This window comes from Niabella aurantiaca DSM 17617 (genome assembly GCF_000374125.1).
GTDB classification, from domain to species: Bacteria; Bacteroidota; Bacteroidia; order Chitinophagales; family Chitinophagaceae; genus Niabella; species Niabella aurantiaca.
On record NZ_KB893645.1, the window covers coordinates 122544 to 137210 of the forward strand.

The window sequence follows — 14667 nt, forward strand, 5'->3', positions numbered from 1 at the left end:
TCTTTTAAATAGATAGTTTATGAAAAAATTATTGCTTTCAACCGTAGTTCTTGCTACGATGGCATTGACTGCGCAGGCGCAGACCCAGAAAGGATATTACATTATCGGCGGTAGTATTGCAGGTATTAGCGGAAACACCACTGAGAAAAGCTTCAAACTGAATTTGTCGCCCAAAGCAGCCTGGTTTATACAGGACAACCTGGCATTAGGAGGTGAACTGCGTTTTGGGATTGATGCCGGCCGCGGCCGGGGACCTTCTTTTAATTATTTTGTAGGACCTATGGCACGGTATTATTTTGGTGAGGACCAGGTGAACCTGGTAAAGCAGACCCGCTTTTTTGGGGAAGCAAATGCCGGGGTTGGCGGAACAAATGGGGGCGGAAGTTCTACAAATGGCTTTGAGGGCGGCATCGGGCCGGGTCTGGCTTATTTTGTAACGGAAAATGTGGCCCTGGAGCTGTTGGCAAAAGCCAATTTTATAACCGGCGCCGGCGATAAGAGCGCCGCATTTGCTCCGAGCCTGAGCCTGGGCTTCCAGATCCATTTGCCGGGATCGAAGCTGAAACAGGTACGCGATGAAATGAAATAAATAAGAACGCGCTGTTTGTTATAGCAGAAAGTGATAAAAGACCGTCTCAAGGTATTTGGGGCGGTCTTTCCTTTTGGGAAAGACCGTGAAGGGGAGGTGTATGAATGTAGCTATATCCTTCGGCTTGCTTAGCGTTGTCGGTCCTGATCTCCTGTTTTTTAGGGTTACTGACATAGCGGGCAGGTCTGTTGCTGCCGTCCCTTATCGTTTCCATCCCGGAAAGCCGTTACTATGTGTTCTGCTGCCCGGCGCTGCTTCCAGCCGGCTCCATTTTTGAATGCCTGCTTCACTGCGGCCGGTTGTTTAAGTCGGTTCAGCGATGACAGGGCCCGATAATGCAATTTTTTTATTTTCAGGCTTTCAATGCTACAAACATGGTACGGTTGTAACGGCTGGTATAGTGGTCTGGTACCAGATCGCCTGTGAAGTTAAATTGTTCGAACACATGTTTGAATCCTGCGTTATGAAGTACTTTTGTCAGATCCTTTTTGCAGAGCCAGAAGGACCGGTTGTTATTGTAGGACGCCCACAGGATTTTTTCGACCTTGCTTTTATTGGCATGCTTGTTCCATTCTTTATACCACCTGCCGCGGTATCCCTCGTGCAGGGTGATGGGGGAAAGCCGGAAATTCTTTTGGTGTTCCAGAAAACGGGTCCTTTTCTGAATGGGTGCCAGGAAGTAACGGTTAACGGGTCCTAAATAATATCGTATGTCATGTTCCGGTGCAAAATGGGTATTGAGCAGCAATAATTTTTTTGTACTGTCGGCAACAGTTTTTAAAAAATGAACAGGATCATTTAAATGATACAGCAATCCGTAGCATAAGGAAATATCGAAGGGGCCATAGCGCGCCATATTCCGGACATCGTCCTGAACAAAATTCAGATTTGGAAGGCCTAAGTTCTCTTTGACCAGGTTGCAGTTCCGGAAATTATCGGCTCTTGCTTCAATACCCAGGGCATCAAAGCCCATTCGGGCAAATTCTGCGGTATAACCCCCTTCCAGGCAGCCCAGGTCTACTACTTTCATGCCAGACCGTTCCTCCCGGCCTTTAGGGAAAAAAAGGTCAACCGTTTCAGCAATAGCTTGCCACATAACGCTCTCTGCCAGTATCGGGGTATCTGCAGGCATAGTAGTTGTTTGTCCGTTAAGCCGGATATTATGTGCTGTAAAGTTCATATTGCATAATATATTTCCTGCAATAGTATTGTTTTTTTTAAAAATAGCCGGCCTTGGTGAAAATGATTTTACGCTGCTATTATGGTTTATTATTTTTGCGCCATGCGTAAATTAAGCATGGAAGAGTTGGGGCGGAAGACGGTGGCGGAATTTAAAGAGTCGGAAAAGATCCCCATTGTGATCGTACTGGAAAACATCCGCAGTGCTTATAATGTGGGTAGCGTGTTCCGGACCAGTGATGCCTTCCTCATCGAGGCCATTTATATTACCGGCTATTCTGCAAAACCCCCTCATAAAGAAATAAAGAAGACCGCACTGGGAGCGGAAGAGACCGTGCGCTGGACGCATTTTGCCCATGCGGGGGAAGCGATCGCCGCACTGAGGGAGGCAAATTATACCGTACTGGCGGTGGAGCAGGTGGCCCAAAGCACAAAACTTCACCAGCTGAACTGGGACGGCCGGGCAAAAATCGCTGTTGTGTTCGGCAATGAAGTAAGCGGGGTAGAGCAGTCGACCATTGCCTTATGTGACGGCTGCCTGGAGATCCCCCAGCTGGGTATGAAGCATTCCCTGAACATTGCCACGGCGGCGGGTGTGGTTTTATGGGAGCTGGTGCGCACCAGGATGGGTGGGGGATGAAGTTCGACGTTTAAAGTGTTAGGTTTAATGTGTGTGTTCAAGCTGGCACCGGTTGCTGTTTGACGGGTATTTCGCAGTTTAGGGTCCAATGCTGAATCCGAAAGCTGATTGTTGTTTCAGGTTTCTTCAAAAGCTTCCTTCGGTCATGTTTTACGATAAAGATTTGAGGTTGGCTTCGGGTTGACATTTGATGCTCAAGGCTGATGGCTGATAGTGGATGCAGCCATCTCAATGCTCGATTCTCAAATCTCAATACCAACGGGAAGCCGCTCAGCACCGGACGCCTAAAGTTGAAAAAGGATGCTTTCTGTGAAAGGAAAGAGCCTACATTTGCCGAATGTCTGTTACAAAGAATTACCTGAGCCTGGTGAAATTTTCGCACACCATCTTTGCCATGCCCTTTGCGTTTATTGGCTTCTGCCTGGGGATCCGCAACCTTGATATCAGTGATCAGTCGCCCAATGCTACCGGTATCCTGCCAACCATGTGGAACAAGACCCTATATCTTTTCCGGGAAAAAGGATGGCTTTTCCTGCTGGTGCTGCTGTGCATGGTCTTTGCACGCAATGCGGCCATGTCGTTTAACCGGTACCTCGACCGTAAGTATGATGCCCTCAATCCGCGCACGGCGGTGCGTGAAATTCCTTCGGGCATCCTTTCTCCAAAAAGTGTTTTGTGGTTTACGGTATTGAATTGTCTGTTGTTTATGGTGTCGGCCTATTTCATCAATAGCATCTGTTTCTTTTTGTCGCCGGTTGCCTTGCTGGTGGTACTGGGGTATAGTTATACCAAGCGGTTTACGGCGCTCTGCCATCTGGTGCTGGGGTTGGGGCTGTCGCTGGCTCCCATCGGCGCTTACCTGGCGGTTACCGGTATTTTTGATACACTGCCCATTCTTTTTTCCTTTGCCGTGCTTTTCTGGGTAAGCGGGTTTGACATTATTTATGCCTTGCAGGACGAATCGTTTGACCGGTCGAACCAATTGTATTCCATTCCCTCCGTGCTGGGTGGAAAAAGGGCCCTGCGGGTATCGGAGCTATTGCATCTGCTGAGCGCCACCTCCGTGATCGCTGCCGCCTTTAAAGGAGGCTTTGGAGGATGTTACTGGGCCGGCGTTGCCGTTTTTGTGGGGATGCTGGTGTACCAGCACAGCATCGTAAAACCAGGAGATCTGCGCCGTGTGAACCTCGCTTTTATGACGGCCAACGGTATTGCTTCGGTGGTTTTTGCGGTATTGGTGATTGCAGACCTGTTCCTGAGATGATCAGGCCCAGGGTTTAAAGCTCGAGGGTTTAAGGTTCCGGTAGCCGGAATTGAGGATCCGGAAACCAGCCACCCCGGTTTCAAACATCAAATTTCAAATTTCAAATTTCAAATCCCCATGTCCAGAATCATCGCCATTGACTATGGCTTAAAACGCACCGGTATCGCTGTAACAGACCCCCTGCAGATCATTGCCACAGGGCTGACCACGATCGATTCGCGTGAGCTGATCGCCTTCCTGAAAAAATACATGGCGCAGGAACCGGTGGAAAAGATCATCATCGGGGAGCCCCGGAACTGGGATGACTCGGATACGCATGCCACCCCGCTGGTGAAAAAGGCAATCGGGGAGATCAAAAAGAATTTTCCGGACCTGCCGCTGGAAACTGTGGATGAGCGGTACACTTCAAAAATGGCCAAAGATGCCATGCTGGAAATGGGACTGAAAAAAATGCAGCGACGGAACAAGGCCCTGGTGGATGAAATAGCCGCTACCATCATGCTGCAGGAGTATTTGGGGAAAAAGGGTTAGTACTAAGTACTAAATTCTAAATCACAAACAGCAAATCACAAATAACGGGCGGCTTTAAAACCGGATGCCAAACCCTAACCGATACATGAAAATGGCTTTTTCGGAACTGCTGTTTTCATAATTGGTGACGCCAACAAAAAAATCGTGTGCGATGAAGAATCGCTTTCCGGTATTTATCTGTACCCCGACAGTGGCCCCGATGCTTGTAGCCCGGGTCTGTATGGTTGTATCCTTATGAATAAGATCCGGATCGGTGTCGATATCATACGCGCGATATCTTCCCCCTTTTTTTATGGGTCTGAAATACATTTTTGAGTACGCAAACATCGGCCCTGCACCAAGACGGAAGGCTGGCCTGTTAACAGGAAAGTACTTTGCGGTGATCATACCGCCTGTAGCTGTCTGATTCCAGCTCCAAAAACCGGATGCCGCAATTCCGACCCGGTTCTTAACCAGGGTTCTTTCATAAGTGGCGTGCATGCCGAGTGCGGCAGAAATATCTGCACCGCGGCTCAGCACCTTGGCCATAAACAGCGAAGTGCTGATGGCCTGGGCACCTATAGAAAAACCGTTGGGATTGGGATCAATAAAGCTGTTGCGTCTTTTTCTGTTGGCTACAGCCCGTTTTGCCTTTTCACGGGCGATCCTGCTTTTTTCCCGGCGGGCATTTTGGGCGGCATGCCGCCAGAGCCAATAGTTGCTGACGGTTTCGTCGATACTGCCGTCTTCGTATTTGATGGAATCAACAACACTCAGGGTGATCCTTCTGAAGCTCTTGTTACCGGGAAAAAGGAGTTTCACAAAAATCCGGTTCACCTCATAAACTTTGGCATACAGTTTTCGCTGATCCGTTAAAAAAATGGTATCCTGTGAAAATGCAGGAAGGTTGGTAAACAGCAGTATCGTAAGCAGTGTCTTTCTTCTCATATAAATAAAGACGGCAACAACCGGCAAAGTGCAACAGCGCTATACCATTAGCAACACCAGCTCAAACCTCAGATCCGGCCTTACAGGGTGACAGGCGTGTCTACATCCGGTGAAGCAATCGGTATGGCAGTCTTGTCAGGGCAAACGCATTTTAATCATAAAGCCGGAAGGGCAGGCGTTCTTTTAAAACGGATACCCGCTTCTCAGAACCGATCCCGAAGCCCGTTCCTCCGGACGGACCGGGATCAGGCCTTAAACGTGAAATTTTAAGCGTGCAACCTCAAATCGACAACCCTATTTTTGGTACCTTTGCAGCTATGATATTACCAATCGTTGCCTATGGCAATCCTGTTTTAAGAAAAGTAGCTGAAGATATTGACGCCGCGTACCCGGGGCTGGAATCGCTGATCGGATCCATGTGGGAAACCATGTATGCCAGTAACGGGGTAGGGCTGGCGGCCCCGCAGGTAAACAGGGCGATCCGGCTTTTTGTAGTGGATAGCCGGCAGATCATTGAAAACCTGGAAGAGGATGAAAAAGACCTGTACCCGGGTGATGAAGGCATTAAACAGACCTTTATCAATGCGCATATAAAAACGCTTGAAGGCGCGTTGTGGAGTTATAATGAGGGCTGCCTGAGCATTCCGAAGATCAGGGAAGACGTAACCCGCAATGAAACCGTGACCATTACCTACCAGGATGAAAAATTTGAGCAGCATACCCGTACCTTCAGCGGCATTACTGCCCGGGTGATCCTGCATGAGTATGATCATATTGAAGGAAAGCTGTTTATTGATTATTTGCCTCCTTTAAAGAAAAAACTGATCAAGGGCAAGCTGAATGATATCGCCAACGGAAAGATCCGGGTAGATTATAAGATGTCATTTAATTAAGCGTCCGTCGCTTTAAACCTGTTTATTCCGGAATTATGAGGATCAACCTGTTTTTTATCTGTTTTTTTACAGCACTGGCCGCCGGGGCGCAGCCCGGGACCTATACCGTACAGAATGCCCACTCCCATAATGATTATGAACAGGAACGGCCTTTTTGGGAGGCCTACAACCACGGATTTGGTTCCATAGAAGCGGATGTATTTCTGGTAAACGGGCGGCTTCCCGTAGCTCACAATGCAAAAGACATCCGGTTTGGAAATGACCTCAAAAAACTGTACCTGAACCCGTTGCAGGAGTGTATCCGGAAAAATGGCGGATCGGTTTACAAGGACTCCGCAAAGAAGCTGCTCCTGCTGATCGATTGTAAAACGGAGGGCGGGAGTACCCTGAAGGCCATCATCGCACAGGTGGAGCAATACCCCGCGATCATTCAGAACAAAAGCATAAGGATCGTAATCACGGGCAACCAGCCCAACAAAGACTCCCTGTTCGCCTACCCCGCATTCATCGGGTTCGATGGGGATCTTACCCATACCTATACTCCTGAGAACCTGGCCAGGGTCGCGCTTTTCAGCGCTAATTTTAAGAATTATTCAAAATGGAACGGAGCAGGCGCGCCCGACAGTGCTTCGAAAGCGGCCCTGATAAACGCAATAAGGATCGCAGACCGTGCACAAAAACCCATCCGTTTTTGGGGCGCTCCCGATAACGCGGAAGCCTGGTCGGTCCTTCAAAAGCTGGGGGTAGGGTATCTCAACACGGATAAAATAGAAGAACTTTCGGCATATCTAAAATAAGGCAGCATGCTGCCGGGTCTCTTTTCCTGCCGGTGGGAGGATTGCTGTACCGATTGGCAGCTGTGAGGTTCCGGATCGTTTGTAATGAACTTATTATCACATTTTTATGATTTTGTCATTCCGGCAATGCGGAAGCCGTGAACCGGATCCGGACAATAAAGCGTAGACCCGGTGAATAAATCGGACAGGAATATGAAATAAAGTGATAAAAAATTAGATAGTTTCAAAACTTAGCTGTACATTTGCACTCCCAAATAAAATTGGGTTTATCCAATGTCACAGAGAATCAGAATTAAATTACAGTCCTACGATCACAATCTGGTTGATAAATCAGCAGAAAAAATCGTAAAAACAGTGCGCAGCACTGGTGCAGTTGTTACAGGGCCCATTCCTTTGCCCACTCACCGCAAAATTTTTACTGTGTTGCGTTCTCCGCACGTAAATAAAAAGAGCCGTGAGCAGTTCCAGTTGGCTACACATAAAAGATTATTGGATATCTATACTTCTTCTTCCCGTACCGTAGATGCGCTTTCCAAGCTGGATCTGCCCAGTGGTGTGGAAGTGGAGATCAAAGCCTAAGTCCCGGCTGGCTTTGAAAGCCTGTGGCGTTAGTTCTTTTTAAAATATTTTCATCTCTCAAATCCCGTTTTGGGACGAAAAGAGCTCTGAAATCCAACTTCTTAGAGTATCAAACGAAGTAAAACATAAAAACAAGCCGTTCAGGGTTTGTTTACTGCCGGTACTTCCCAATCCCGCTGTAGGCGGGAAACAACGGAAAAGGTCGGCAGCAAACGGGGATCGATTCCGGTATATAACCGGAAGTCCCAATAATCCTGCAGGGCGTAAAACTACATAACAATGAAAGGTATTATTGGGAAAAAATTGGGAATGACCAGCATTTATGATCCCTCAGGTAAACAAACAGCCTGCACGATCATTGAAGCAGGTCCTTGTGTTGTAACGCAGGTAAAGACAACAGAATCAGATGGTTACAATGCGCTTCAGATCTCTTTCGGCGATAAAAAAGAAAATCGCATCACACAACCAGAGAAAAACCACTTCGCCAAAGCTAACACTTCCGCAAAAAAATTCTCAAAAGAGTTCAGAGATTATTCCTTAGAAAAAAGTCTGGGTGATACCATTACAGTAGACATCTTCGAAGAAGGTGAAAAAGTTGATGTTGTAGGTACAACAAAGGGTAAAGGTTTTCAGGGCGTTGTAAAGCGTCATGGTTTCCACGGGGTAGGTGAGCAATCACACGGTCAGCACGATCGTCAGCGCGCTCCCGGTTCTTTGGGTAACTCTTCCGATGCCAGCCGTGTAATGAAAGGTATGCGCATGGCAGGCCGTATGGGTGGCGACCGCGTAAAACTGAAAGGTTTGAAAGTGGTAAAGATCTTCACTGAAAAAAATTACATCCTGGTAAGCGGTTCCGTACCGGGCCATATCGGTTCCATTGTTTTTGTCCAAAAATAATTTAGTATTTGTTAATGTCATCCTGAGCCCAGCGAAGGATAAAATTTTTTGAAAATGCAAATTGAAGTTTTAAATATAGAAGGTAAAAGCACCGGTCGTTCTGTTGAACTGCCTGATGATATTTTTGGAGCCGAGCCTAATGACCACGTAATTTATCTGGCTGTAAAACAGTTTCTGGCAGCCCAGCGTCAGGGAACCCACAAAGTAAAGACACGCGCAGAAGTGCAGGGTGCCAGCCGGAAGCTGCACAAGCAAAAAGGAACCGGTGGCAGCCGTAAGGGAAATATCCGGAACCCGTTATACAAAGGTGGTGGTACCATCTTTGGACCCAAACCCCGCGATTACAGCTTTAAGCTGAACAAGAAGGTAAAAGACCTGGCAAAGATCTCTGCACTTTCTTATAAAGCAAAAGCAAACGCCATCCTGGTGGTAGAAGATATTAGCCTGGAAGCTCCAAAAACAAAAACATTGACCACTGCTTTAAGCAAATGGAATGTAGGCGATAAAAAATCAATGTTCGTTTTGGCCGAGCCCAATGAAAATGTTGAATTGTCCCTGCGCAATGTGCCTTCCGTACTGGCCCTTCCCCTGAGCGATATCAACACCTATGATATTGTGAATTCAGAAGTACTGGTACTGTCTGAAGGTGCGGCAAAAATATTTTCTGAAGATTTAGAAGAAGCTGTAGAGGCATAAATCTCAAATCTCAAATCTCAAATCTCAAAAAATGAAACCATCTGAAATATTAATCAAACCGATTTTAACCGAAAAGGCGAACGCCCAACAGGAAAAACTGCGCCGGTATGCTTTTAAGGTAGCAAAAAAATCAAACAAGCTGGAAATCAAAAAGGCAATTGAAACTTTTTATGGTGTTACCGTTACCAGCGTAAATACAGTTGTGGCTCCTGCGAAGAATAAAACCCGCTATACAAAAGCCGGATTTATTCAGGGACGGAAGCCCGGTTACAAAAAGGCATATGTAACCGTTGCAGAAGGCGAAGAGATCGACCTGTATGCGAACATATAAATAAATGGTGAATCGTTAATTGGAAATACCAATAACGAATAACCATCAACAGATAACAAAAAGAAGGGCAATCAGCCGCCGCGAAGTGTTGAATTTGTAAAAATAACCAAGAGCCAAATAACAAAAAGCAAATAGCAAGCGATCTGGAATTGAGATTTGATTTTTGGAGTTTGAAATTTTTTAAAAGATGTCAGTAAGAAAATTTAAGCCGGTAACAGCCGGTACGCGTTGGAGAATCGGGAATTCATTTTCCGAGGTAACCACCAACCAGCCCGAAAAGAGCCTGGTAGAAACCAAGAAGAGCACTGGTGGACGGAACTCTTCCGGTCATCGGACCATGCGTTACAGAGGGGGTGGCCACAAGAAAAAATATCGTGTTGTTGATTTTAAGAGAGATAAGCATGATGTTGCTGCAAAAGTAGTAAGCATCGAATACGATCCGAACCGTACTGCATTCATCGCGCTGCTGGAATATGCTGATGGTGAAAAACGTTATATCATTGCTCCGCAAGGATTAAAGGTGGGTGCAGCTGTGATCAGCGGTAATGCCGTAGCTCCTGAGATCGGAAATGCGCTGCAATTGAAGAATATGCCCCTGGGTACCAACGTACACAACATAGAGCTGAACCCGGGCCAGGGTGGTAAGATCTCCCGCAGTGCCGGTGCTTCTGCCCAGTTGACCAACAAGGAAGAAAAGTACGCGGTATTAAAAATGCCTTCCGGTGAATTGCGGAAAGTGCTGATCAATTGTTTTGCTACTGTTGGTGTAGTAAGCAACAGCGATCACAGCCTGCAAAGCATGGGTAAAGCCGGCCGGAACCGTTGGAGAGGTATCCGCCCGAGGAACCGAGGTGTGGCCATGAACCCCGTAGATCACCCGATGGGTGGTGGTGAAGGAAGGGCTTCTGGAGGTCATCCCCGCAGCCGTACCGGTAAATACGCAAAAGGAGAAAAGACAAGAACCGTGGGTAAGGCGAGTGATAAGCTCATCATCCAGCGTAAAAACGGCAGCAAACTGGCTAAGTAATTTGAAATTTGAACTTTAGAATTTAAAAAATAAATATGGCTCGTTCGATAAAAAAAGGTCCTTATGTAGCAACTCACTTGGAAAAAAAGGTGTTGGCTATCAATGAAGGAAAAGGAAAAAAGGCTGTAATTAAAACCTGGAGCCGCCGCTCTACAATTACACCTGATTTTGTAGGCCACACTTTTGCGGTACATAACGGTAATAAGTTTATTCCCGTGTATGTTACAGAGTTTATGGTAGGACATAAATTGGGTGAATTTGCACCCACCCGCAACTTTAAAGGACACGCGGGCGACAAGAAGTAACATTCAATAAAAGCATTAATAAAAAAGATCGTTTGATCGTTCACAGGGAAAGATGCAAAGCATAAAACCTGAAACCTCAAACTTCAAACTAAAATAATGGAAGCAGTAGCAAAACTTAGGAATTATCCAACTTCACCCCGGAAAATGAGGTTGTTGGCTGATTTGATTCGTGGCCAGAAAGTGGATTTGGTGTTGGCCGAATTGGAGCACAATCCCAAACACCCTGCAGTACCTTTGCGTAAGCTGGTATTGAGCGCCATTACCAACTGGAAACAGGCAAACGAGGGAGAAGATGAATCTGCATTGATCGTAAAAACCATTTACGTAGATGGCGGCCGTACATTGAAACGCATGCGCCCCGCTCCGCAAGGCCGTGGCTACCGCGTGCGCAAACGCAGCAACCACGTAACACTCATTGTAGATGTGAATGGTGTCGATAAGAAAGCGGAAAAAAAAGCAAAGGCCGCCGCTAAGGTCGCGCCCGTTGCAGAAGCGCAGGAAACAAGCGCAAAGGCTCCGGCTAAGAAAACAGCTGCTGCAAAAAAGTCAACTAAAGAATCTAAAAAAGCATAACCAATAAATATGGGTCAAAAAGCAAATCCAATTGGTAACAGGTTAGGCATCATCCGCGGATGGGAATCTAACTGGTATGGAAGCAAAAAAGACTTTGCTTCTAAGTTAATCGAAGACAATAAGATCAGAACCTACCTGAATGCCCGCATTAACAAGGGGGGGATTTCTAAGATTGTTATCGAAAGAACCTTAGGTAAGTTAATCATCACCATTCATACATCAAAGCCGGGGATCATCATTGGTAAAGGTGGTGGCGAGGTGGACCGCATCAAAGAGGAGCTGAAAAAGTTGACACAGAACGATGATGTGCAGATCAACATCCTGGAGATCCGCCGTCCTGAAACAGATGCGATGATCGTTGGGGATACCATTGCCCGCCAGATCGAGAACCGGATCAACTTTAAACGCGCCACTAAAATGGCCATTGCTTCCGCGCTCCGGATGGGTGCCGAAGGGATCAAGGTAAAGCTGAGCGGACGTTTGGGTGGTTCTGAAATTGCCCGTAGCGAAGAGTTCAAACAGGGACGTGTTCCGTTGCATACTTTCCGGATGGATATTGATTATGCCAACGTATTTGCACAAACAGTTTACGGAAAGATCGGGATCAAGGTATGGATCTGTAAGGGTGAAGTATTGGCAAAACGCGACCTGAACCCCAACTTTATTTCCGGAAACGATAAGAATGTAGGCGGTGGAGATCGCAGGGATCACCGGAGAGATGACCGCAGGGGAGATCGCCGCGGCGGTGGAAGAGATAAAAGGAATTAATTAATGTGTAGATGTGGAAATTAGGGAATGTGAAAATTTGTGTTTCCTGGTATCCATCGTATAAAATAGTTGTTTGGTTGTGAGGGTTCATTTTCACATTCTCACATTTTCAAATTTTCAAATTAAGAAAGATGTTACAACCGAAGAGAACAAAGCACAGGAAAATGCAAAAAGGTCGCATGAAAGGCGACGCGAAAAGAGGTACGACCATTTCGTTTGGTTCTTATGCTTTAAAGGCCCAGGATTCTCACTGGATTACTGACCGGCAGATTGAGGCCGCCCGTCAGGCGCTTACCCGTAGCATGAAAAGGGAAGGGAATGTATGGATCCGTATCTTCCCGGACAAGCCCATCACCAAGAAACCTGCAGAGGTACGTATGGGTAAAGGTAAAGGTAACCTGGAATACTGGGCTGCCGTTGTACAGCCAGGCCGTATCATTTTTGAAGTGGACGGTGTAAGCGAGGAAGTGGCACGCAGAGCGCTGGCTTTAGCATCTGGTAAATTGCCGATCAAGACTAAGTTCACCATGCGTAGGGATTTAGTTACTCACTAATAAATCAAATTAAGATGTCAAAGAAAAAAGAATTTGTAGACGGCATAAAAGGATTAGGCGCTGAAGATCTGAAGGTTCAGCTGGAGCAGTCCAAACAACGCCTGAAAAAGTTGGAATTCGCACACGCGATCTCTCCGCTTGAAAATCCGATGTCTATCCGTGCACTGCGCAAAGATATCGCCCGGATTGAAACGTTTTTAAAACAAAGTCAAAACAGCGAAGCTGCAAAAGCGTAACCGCAATTTTGTACAAGCCAAAAGGTAAATAAAATGTCTGAAAGAAATTTAAGAAAAACAAGAATAGGCGTGGTTACCAGCAACAAGATGACAAAGACCATCACCGTTGCGGTTGAAAGAAAAGTAAAGCACCCTATTTACGGTAAATTCCTTAAAAAAACCACCCGGTTTCACGCACACGACGAAAAGAATGAGTGCAACATAGGCGATACCGTAAAAATTATGGAGACCCGCCCCTTGAGTAAATTGAAGCGCTGGAGACTGGTTGAGGTGATCGAAAAAGTAAAATAAGCATTGGGTATTGAGCTGTCAGTATTCAAAATTTAGAAAACAGGTAATATTTTTTAAAATAGATTTTGGGGAATGAGTATCTCAATTCTCAACTCTCAAATCTCAAATCTCTAAGAAAATGATTCAGCAAGAAAGCCGGTTGAATGTTGCGGATAACAGTGGCGCGAAAGAGGTGCTTTGCATCCGTGTACTGGGTAATAGTGGCCAGCGTTATGCAAAAATTGGCGACAAGATCGTTGTAACGGTTAAAGACGCTACTCCGGCAGGAGGTATCAAAAAAGGAACAGTGGCAAAAGCGGTGATCGTACGCACTACCAATAAATTGCGTCGTAAAGATGGTTCGTATATCCGTTTTGATGACAATGCTGTTGTTATCCTGAACGCAGCTGATGAGCCAAGAGGTACCCGTATTTTCGGGCCGGTAGCCCGGGAGCTTCGTGATAAGGGATACATGAGGATTGTTTCATTAGCTCCTGAGGTATTGTAAACAAAAGCAGTCAGCTATTAGCCATTAGCTATTAGTAAAGACATTTTAAAATATAGATAATCAGCTAAAGGCTACATGCTGATAGCTAAAAGCTAAATAAAATGAGCAAAAGATTTAAACCCAAGTACAATATTAAAAAAGGTGATCTGGTTATTGTTATCAGCGGCGCCGCAAAACCCCGCAAAGATGATAATGGTAAGTTTGACTACAAACCACGTTTAGTGAAAGAGGTCCTGGTAGACGAAGGAAAAGTGCTGGTGGAAGGTGTCAACATTAAAACCAAACATACCAAACCCTCCGCCCAGAACACAAAGGGTGGTATTGTAAAAGTAGAAGCTCCCATCCATATCAGCAATGTCATGCTGTGGGATGCCAAGGCAAAAGCACCTTCTAAAGTGAAGCGTGTGCGGGAAGAAGGTAAAACGCTGCGCATCTTTAAAAAATCGGGAGAGAAAATCTAATCTTTTGTGTATCGCAAATAAAGTAATAGACCATGAGTACTAAAACATATATCCCCAGGCTGGCCACAAAATATAAAAATGAAGTGGCTCCGGCATTAGTGAAGAAGTTTGCTTACAAATCTGTAATGCAGGCTCCCAAACTGGAAAAGATCTGCATCAACCGTGGTGTGAATGGCGCGGTAACTGATAAGAAACTGGTTGATGTGGCGGTTGATGAGCTGACCACCATTACCGGACAAAAAGCAGTGGTAACCAACTCTAAAAAAGATATTTCTAACTTCAAACTGCGTAAGAACATGCCGATCGGTGCACGGGTAACCCTTCGCGGAGAGAAGATGTACGAGTTTCTGGATCGCCTGATCGCTGTAGCGCTTCCTCGCGTGCGCGATTTTAAAGGAGTGAATGAAAAATCCTTTGATGGCCGCGGAAACTATACCATGGGCGTTACCGAACAGATCATCTTCCCCGAGATCGACATTGATAAAGTGAACAAGATCACCGGTATGGATATCACTTTTGTGACCACCGCCGGTACCGATGAAGAGGCATATGAGTTGTTGAAAGAACTGGGAATGCCCTTTAAAAACGCTAAAAAGTAATATTATAAAATCACAATTCACAGGTTCTGAAGCTTGAAACGGC

At 46.0% G+C, this 14667-nt stretch carries 22 protein-coding genes; 20 read left to right on the forward strand and 2 right to left on the reverse strand.

The genetic code is table 11. The annotated features are described in order from the left end of the window. Positions 1-19 precede the first annotated feature (19 nt). Positions 20-589: a hypothetical protein gene (locus B160_RS0121645; protein WP_018630038.1), complete on the forward strand. Its 570-nt coding sequence runs from the start codon at positions 20-22 to the stop codon at positions 587-589. 352 nt (positions 590-941) lie between these two features. Here B160_RS0121645 and B160_RS0121655 read toward each other — a convergent pair whose 3' ends face one another. Then, complete coding sequence (locus B160_RS0121655) at positions 942-1769, reverse strand: class I SAM-dependent methyltransferase (protein ID WP_018630040.1); 828 nt, start codon at positions 1767-1769, stop codon at positions 942-944. A 102-nt stretch (positions 1770-1871) separates the two neighbouring features. Here B160_RS0121655 and B160_RS0121660 point away from each other — a divergent pair, with 102 nt between their 5' ends. The 3 genes from B160_RS0121660 (at position 1872) to ruvX (ending at position 4203) form a co-directional block, all read left to right on the forward strand. Then, positions 1872-2408 (forward strand): RNA methyltransferase, encoded by a 537-nt coding sequence (locus B160_RS0121660; protein WP_026309931.1) that lies wholly within the window; start codon positions 1872-1874, stop codon positions 2406-2408. A gap of 337 nt (positions 2409-2745) precedes the next feature. Next, the gene (locus B160_RS0121665) at positions 2746-3672 is read left to right on the forward strand and encodes a UbiA-like polyprenyltransferase (RefSeq protein ID WP_018630042.1); all 927 of its coding nucleotides are present in this window, start codon (positions 2746-2748) and stop codon (positions 3670-3672) included. 117 nt (positions 3673-3789) lie between these two features. Further along, the gene (gene ruvX / locus B160_RS0121675) at positions 3790-4203 is read left to right on the forward strand and encodes a Holliday junction resolvase RuvX (protein ID WP_018630043.1); all 414 of its coding nucleotides are present in this window, start codon (positions 3790-3792) and stop codon (positions 4201-4203) included. A 54-nt stretch (positions 4204-4257) separates the two neighbouring features. On the opposite strand, the gene B160_RS0121680 is transcribed toward ruvX, so the two are convergent. Further along, on the reverse strand, positions 4258-5130 hold the full coding sequence (locus B160_RS0121680) for a hypothetical protein (protein ID WP_040680266.1): 873 nt from the start codon (positions 5128-5130) through the stop codon (positions 4258-4260). Positions 5131-5402: 272 nt separating this feature from the next. Here B160_RS0121680 and def point away from each other — a divergent pair, with 272 nt between their 5' ends. The 16 genes from def (at position 5403) to rplE (ending at position 14624) form a co-directional block, all read left to right on the forward strand. After that, entirely contained in the window at positions 5403-6023 is a 621-nt protein-coding gene (gene def / locus B160_RS0121685) for a peptide deformylase (RefSeq protein ID WP_245562258.1), read from the forward strand. Between the two features lie 35 nt (positions 6024-6058). Next, positions 6059-6820: a phosphatidylinositol-specific phospholipase C/glycerophosphodiester phosphodiesterase family protein gene (locus B160_RS0121690; RefSeq protein WP_018630046.1), complete on the forward strand. Its 762-nt coding sequence runs from the start codon at positions 6059-6061 to the stop codon at positions 6818-6820. A gap of 273 nt (positions 6821-7093) precedes the next feature. After that, the gene (rpsJ, locus tag B160_RS0121695) at positions 7094-7399 is read left to right on the forward strand and encodes a 30S ribosomal protein S10 (RefSeq protein ID WP_008584585.1); all 306 of its coding nucleotides are present in this window, start codon (positions 7094-7096) and stop codon (positions 7397-7399) included. 279 nt (positions 7400-7678) lie between these two features. Then, positions 7679-8296, forward strand: a complete 618-nt coding sequence (rplC, locus tag B160_RS0121700) for a 50S ribosomal protein L3 (protein ID WP_018630047.1) — start codon at positions 7679-7681, stop codon at positions 8294-8296. A 54-nt stretch (positions 8297-8350) separates the two neighbouring features. Beyond that, entirely contained in the window at positions 8351-8992 is a 642-nt protein-coding gene (rplD, locus tag B160_RS0121705; RefSeq protein WP_018630048.1) for a 50S ribosomal protein L4, read from the forward strand. A gap of 31 nt (positions 8993-9023) precedes the next feature. Further along, positions 9024-9323, forward strand: a complete 300-nt coding sequence (gene rplW, locus B160_RS0121710; RefSeq protein ID WP_018630049.1) for a 50S ribosomal protein L23 — start codon at positions 9024-9026, stop codon at positions 9321-9323. Between the two features lie 187 nt (positions 9324-9510). Next, positions 9511-10350: a 50S ribosomal protein L2 gene (rplB, locus tag B160_RS0121715; RefSeq protein WP_018630050.1), complete on the forward strand. Its 840-nt coding sequence runs from the start codon at positions 9511-9513 to the stop codon at positions 10348-10350. Positions 10351-10385: 35 nt separating this feature from the next. Beyond that, positions 10386-10655 carry a 30S ribosomal protein S19 gene (rpsS, locus tag B160_RS0121720; protein WP_018630051.1) on the forward strand — a complete coding sequence of 90 codons (270 nt, stop codon included), beginning with the start codon at positions 10386-10388 and terminating at the stop codon, positions 10653-10655. A 96-nt stretch (positions 10656-10751) separates the two neighbouring features. Beyond that, complete coding sequence (gene rplV / locus B160_RS0121725; protein ID WP_018630052.1) at positions 10752-11228, forward strand: 50S ribosomal protein L22; 477 nt, start codon at positions 10752-10754, stop codon at positions 11226-11228. A 9-nt stretch (positions 11229-11237) separates the two neighbouring features. Continuing rightward, positions 11238-11996, forward strand: coding sequence for a 30S ribosomal protein S3 (rpsC, locus tag B160_RS0121730; protein ID WP_018630053.1), 759 nt, complete (start codon positions 11238-11240; stop codon positions 11994-11996). A 131-nt stretch (positions 11997-12127) separates the two neighbouring features. Further along, entirely contained in the window at positions 12128-12550 is a 423-nt protein-coding gene (gene rplP, locus B160_RS0121735) for a 50S ribosomal protein L16 (protein WP_018630054.1), read from the forward strand. Between the two features lie 14 nt (positions 12551-12564). Further along, entirely contained in the window at positions 12565-12786 is a 222-nt protein-coding gene (gene rpmC / locus B160_RS0121740; RefSeq protein ID WP_018630055.1) for a 50S ribosomal protein L29, read from the forward strand. A 33-nt stretch (positions 12787-12819) separates the two neighbouring features. After that, entirely contained in the window at positions 12820-13077 is a 258-nt protein-coding gene (gene rpsQ, locus B160_RS0121745) for a 30S ribosomal protein S17 (RefSeq protein WP_018630056.1), read from the forward strand. A gap of 118 nt (positions 13078-13195) precedes the next feature. Beyond that, the gene (gene rplN / locus B160_RS0121750; protein ID WP_018630057.1) at positions 13196-13564 is read left to right on the forward strand and encodes a 50S ribosomal protein L14; all 369 of its coding nucleotides are present in this window, start codon (positions 13196-13198) and stop codon (positions 13562-13564) included. A gap of 101 nt (positions 13565-13665) precedes the next feature. Further along, positions 13666-14025: a 50S ribosomal protein L24 gene (gene rplX, locus B160_RS0121755; RefSeq protein ID WP_018630058.1), complete on the forward strand. Its 360-nt coding sequence runs from the start codon at positions 13666-13668 to the stop codon at positions 14023-14025. 32 nt (positions 14026-14057) lie between these two features. Then, a complete protein-coding gene (rplE, locus tag B160_RS0121760; protein WP_018630059.1) occupies positions 14058-14624 on the forward strand; it encodes a 50S ribosomal protein L5 in 567 nt (188 codons plus the stop codon). The last annotated feature ends 43 nt before the right edge of the window (positions 14625-14667 follow it).

What these genes read in the sequence shown, in the direction of transcription:
- B160_RS0121690 (WP_018630046.1), top strand. Translation starts at nt 6,059, where the DNA reads ATGAGGATCAACCTGTTTTTTATCTGTTTTTTTACAGCACTGGCCGCC.
- rpsQ (WP_018630056.1), top strand. Translation starts at nt 12,820, where the DNA reads ATGTCTGAAAGAAATTTAAGAAAAACAAGAATAGGCGTGGTTACCAGC.
- B160_RS0121665 (WP_018630042.1), top strand. Translation starts at nt 2,746, where the DNA reads ATGTCTGTTACAAAGAATTACCTGAGCCTGGTGAAATTTTCGCACACC.
- rplC (WP_018630047.1), top strand. Translation starts at nt 7,679, where the DNA reads ATGAAAGGTATTATTGGGAAAAAATTGGGAATGACCAGCATTTATGAT.
- rpsC (WP_018630053.1), top strand. Translation starts at nt 11,238, where the DNA reads ATGGGTCAAAAAGCAAATCCAATTGGTAACAGGTTAGGCATCATCCGC.
- rplE (WP_018630059.1), top strand. Translation starts at nt 14,058, where the DNA reads ATGAGTACTAAAACATATATCCCCAGGCTGGCCACAAAATATAAAAAT.
- ruvX (WP_018630043.1), top strand. Translation starts at nt 3,790, where the DNA reads ATGTCCAGAATCATCGCCATTGACTATGGCTTAAAACGCACCGGTATC.
- rplX (WP_018630058.1), top strand. Translation starts at nt 13,666, where the DNA reads ATGAGCAAAAGATTTAAACCCAAGTACAATATTAAAAAAGGTGATCTG.
- rpsJ (WP_008584585.1), top strand. Translation starts at nt 7,094, where the DNA reads ATGTCACAGAGAATCAGAATTAAATTACAGTCCTACGATCACAATCTG.
- B160_RS0121645 (WP_018630038.1), top strand. Translation starts at nt 20, where the DNA reads ATGAAAAAATTATTGCTTTCAACCGTAGTTCTTGCTACGATGGCATTG.
- rplP (WP_018630054.1), top strand. Translation starts at nt 12,128, where the DNA reads ATGTTACAACCGAAGAGAACAAAGCACAGGAAAATGCAAAAAGGTCGC.
- rplW (WP_018630049.1), top strand. Translation starts at nt 9,024, where the DNA reads ATGAAACCATCTGAAATATTAATCAAACCGATTTTAACCGAAAAGGCG.
- rplN (WP_018630057.1), top strand. Translation starts at nt 13,196, where the DNA reads ATGATTCAGCAAGAAAGCCGGTTGAATGTTGCGGATAACAGTGGCGCG.
- rpmC (WP_018630055.1), top strand. Translation starts at nt 12,565, where the DNA reads ATGTCAAAGAAAAAAGAATTTGTAGACGGCATAAAAGGATTAGGCGCT.
- B160_RS0121655 (WP_018630040.1), bottom strand. Translation starts at nt 1,769, where the DNA reads ATGAACTTTACAGCACATAATATCCGGCTTAACGGACAAACAACTACT.
- rplV (WP_018630052.1), top strand. Translation starts at nt 10,752, where the DNA reads ATGGAAGCAGTAGCAAAACTTAGGAATTATCCAACTTCACCCCGGAAA.
- B160_RS0121660 (WP_026309931.1), top strand. Translation starts at nt 1,872, where the DNA reads ATGCGTAAATTAAGCATGGAAGAGTTGGGGCGGAAGACGGTGGCGGAA.
- rplD (WP_018630048.1), top strand. Translation starts at nt 8,351, where the DNA reads ATGCAAATTGAAGTTTTAAATATAGAAGGTAAAAGCACCGGTCGTTCT.
- rpsS (WP_018630051.1), top strand. Translation starts at nt 10,386, where the DNA reads ATGGCTCGTTCGATAAAAAAAGGTCCTTATGTAGCAACTCACTTGGAA.
- B160_RS0121680 (WP_040680266.1), bottom strand. Translation starts at nt 5,130, where the DNA reads ATGAGAAGAAAGACACTGCTTACGATACTGCTGTTTACCAACCTTCCT.
- rplB (WP_018630050.1), top strand. Translation starts at nt 9,511, where the DNA reads ATGTCAGTAAGAAAATTTAAGCCGGTAACAGCCGGTACGCGTTGGAGA.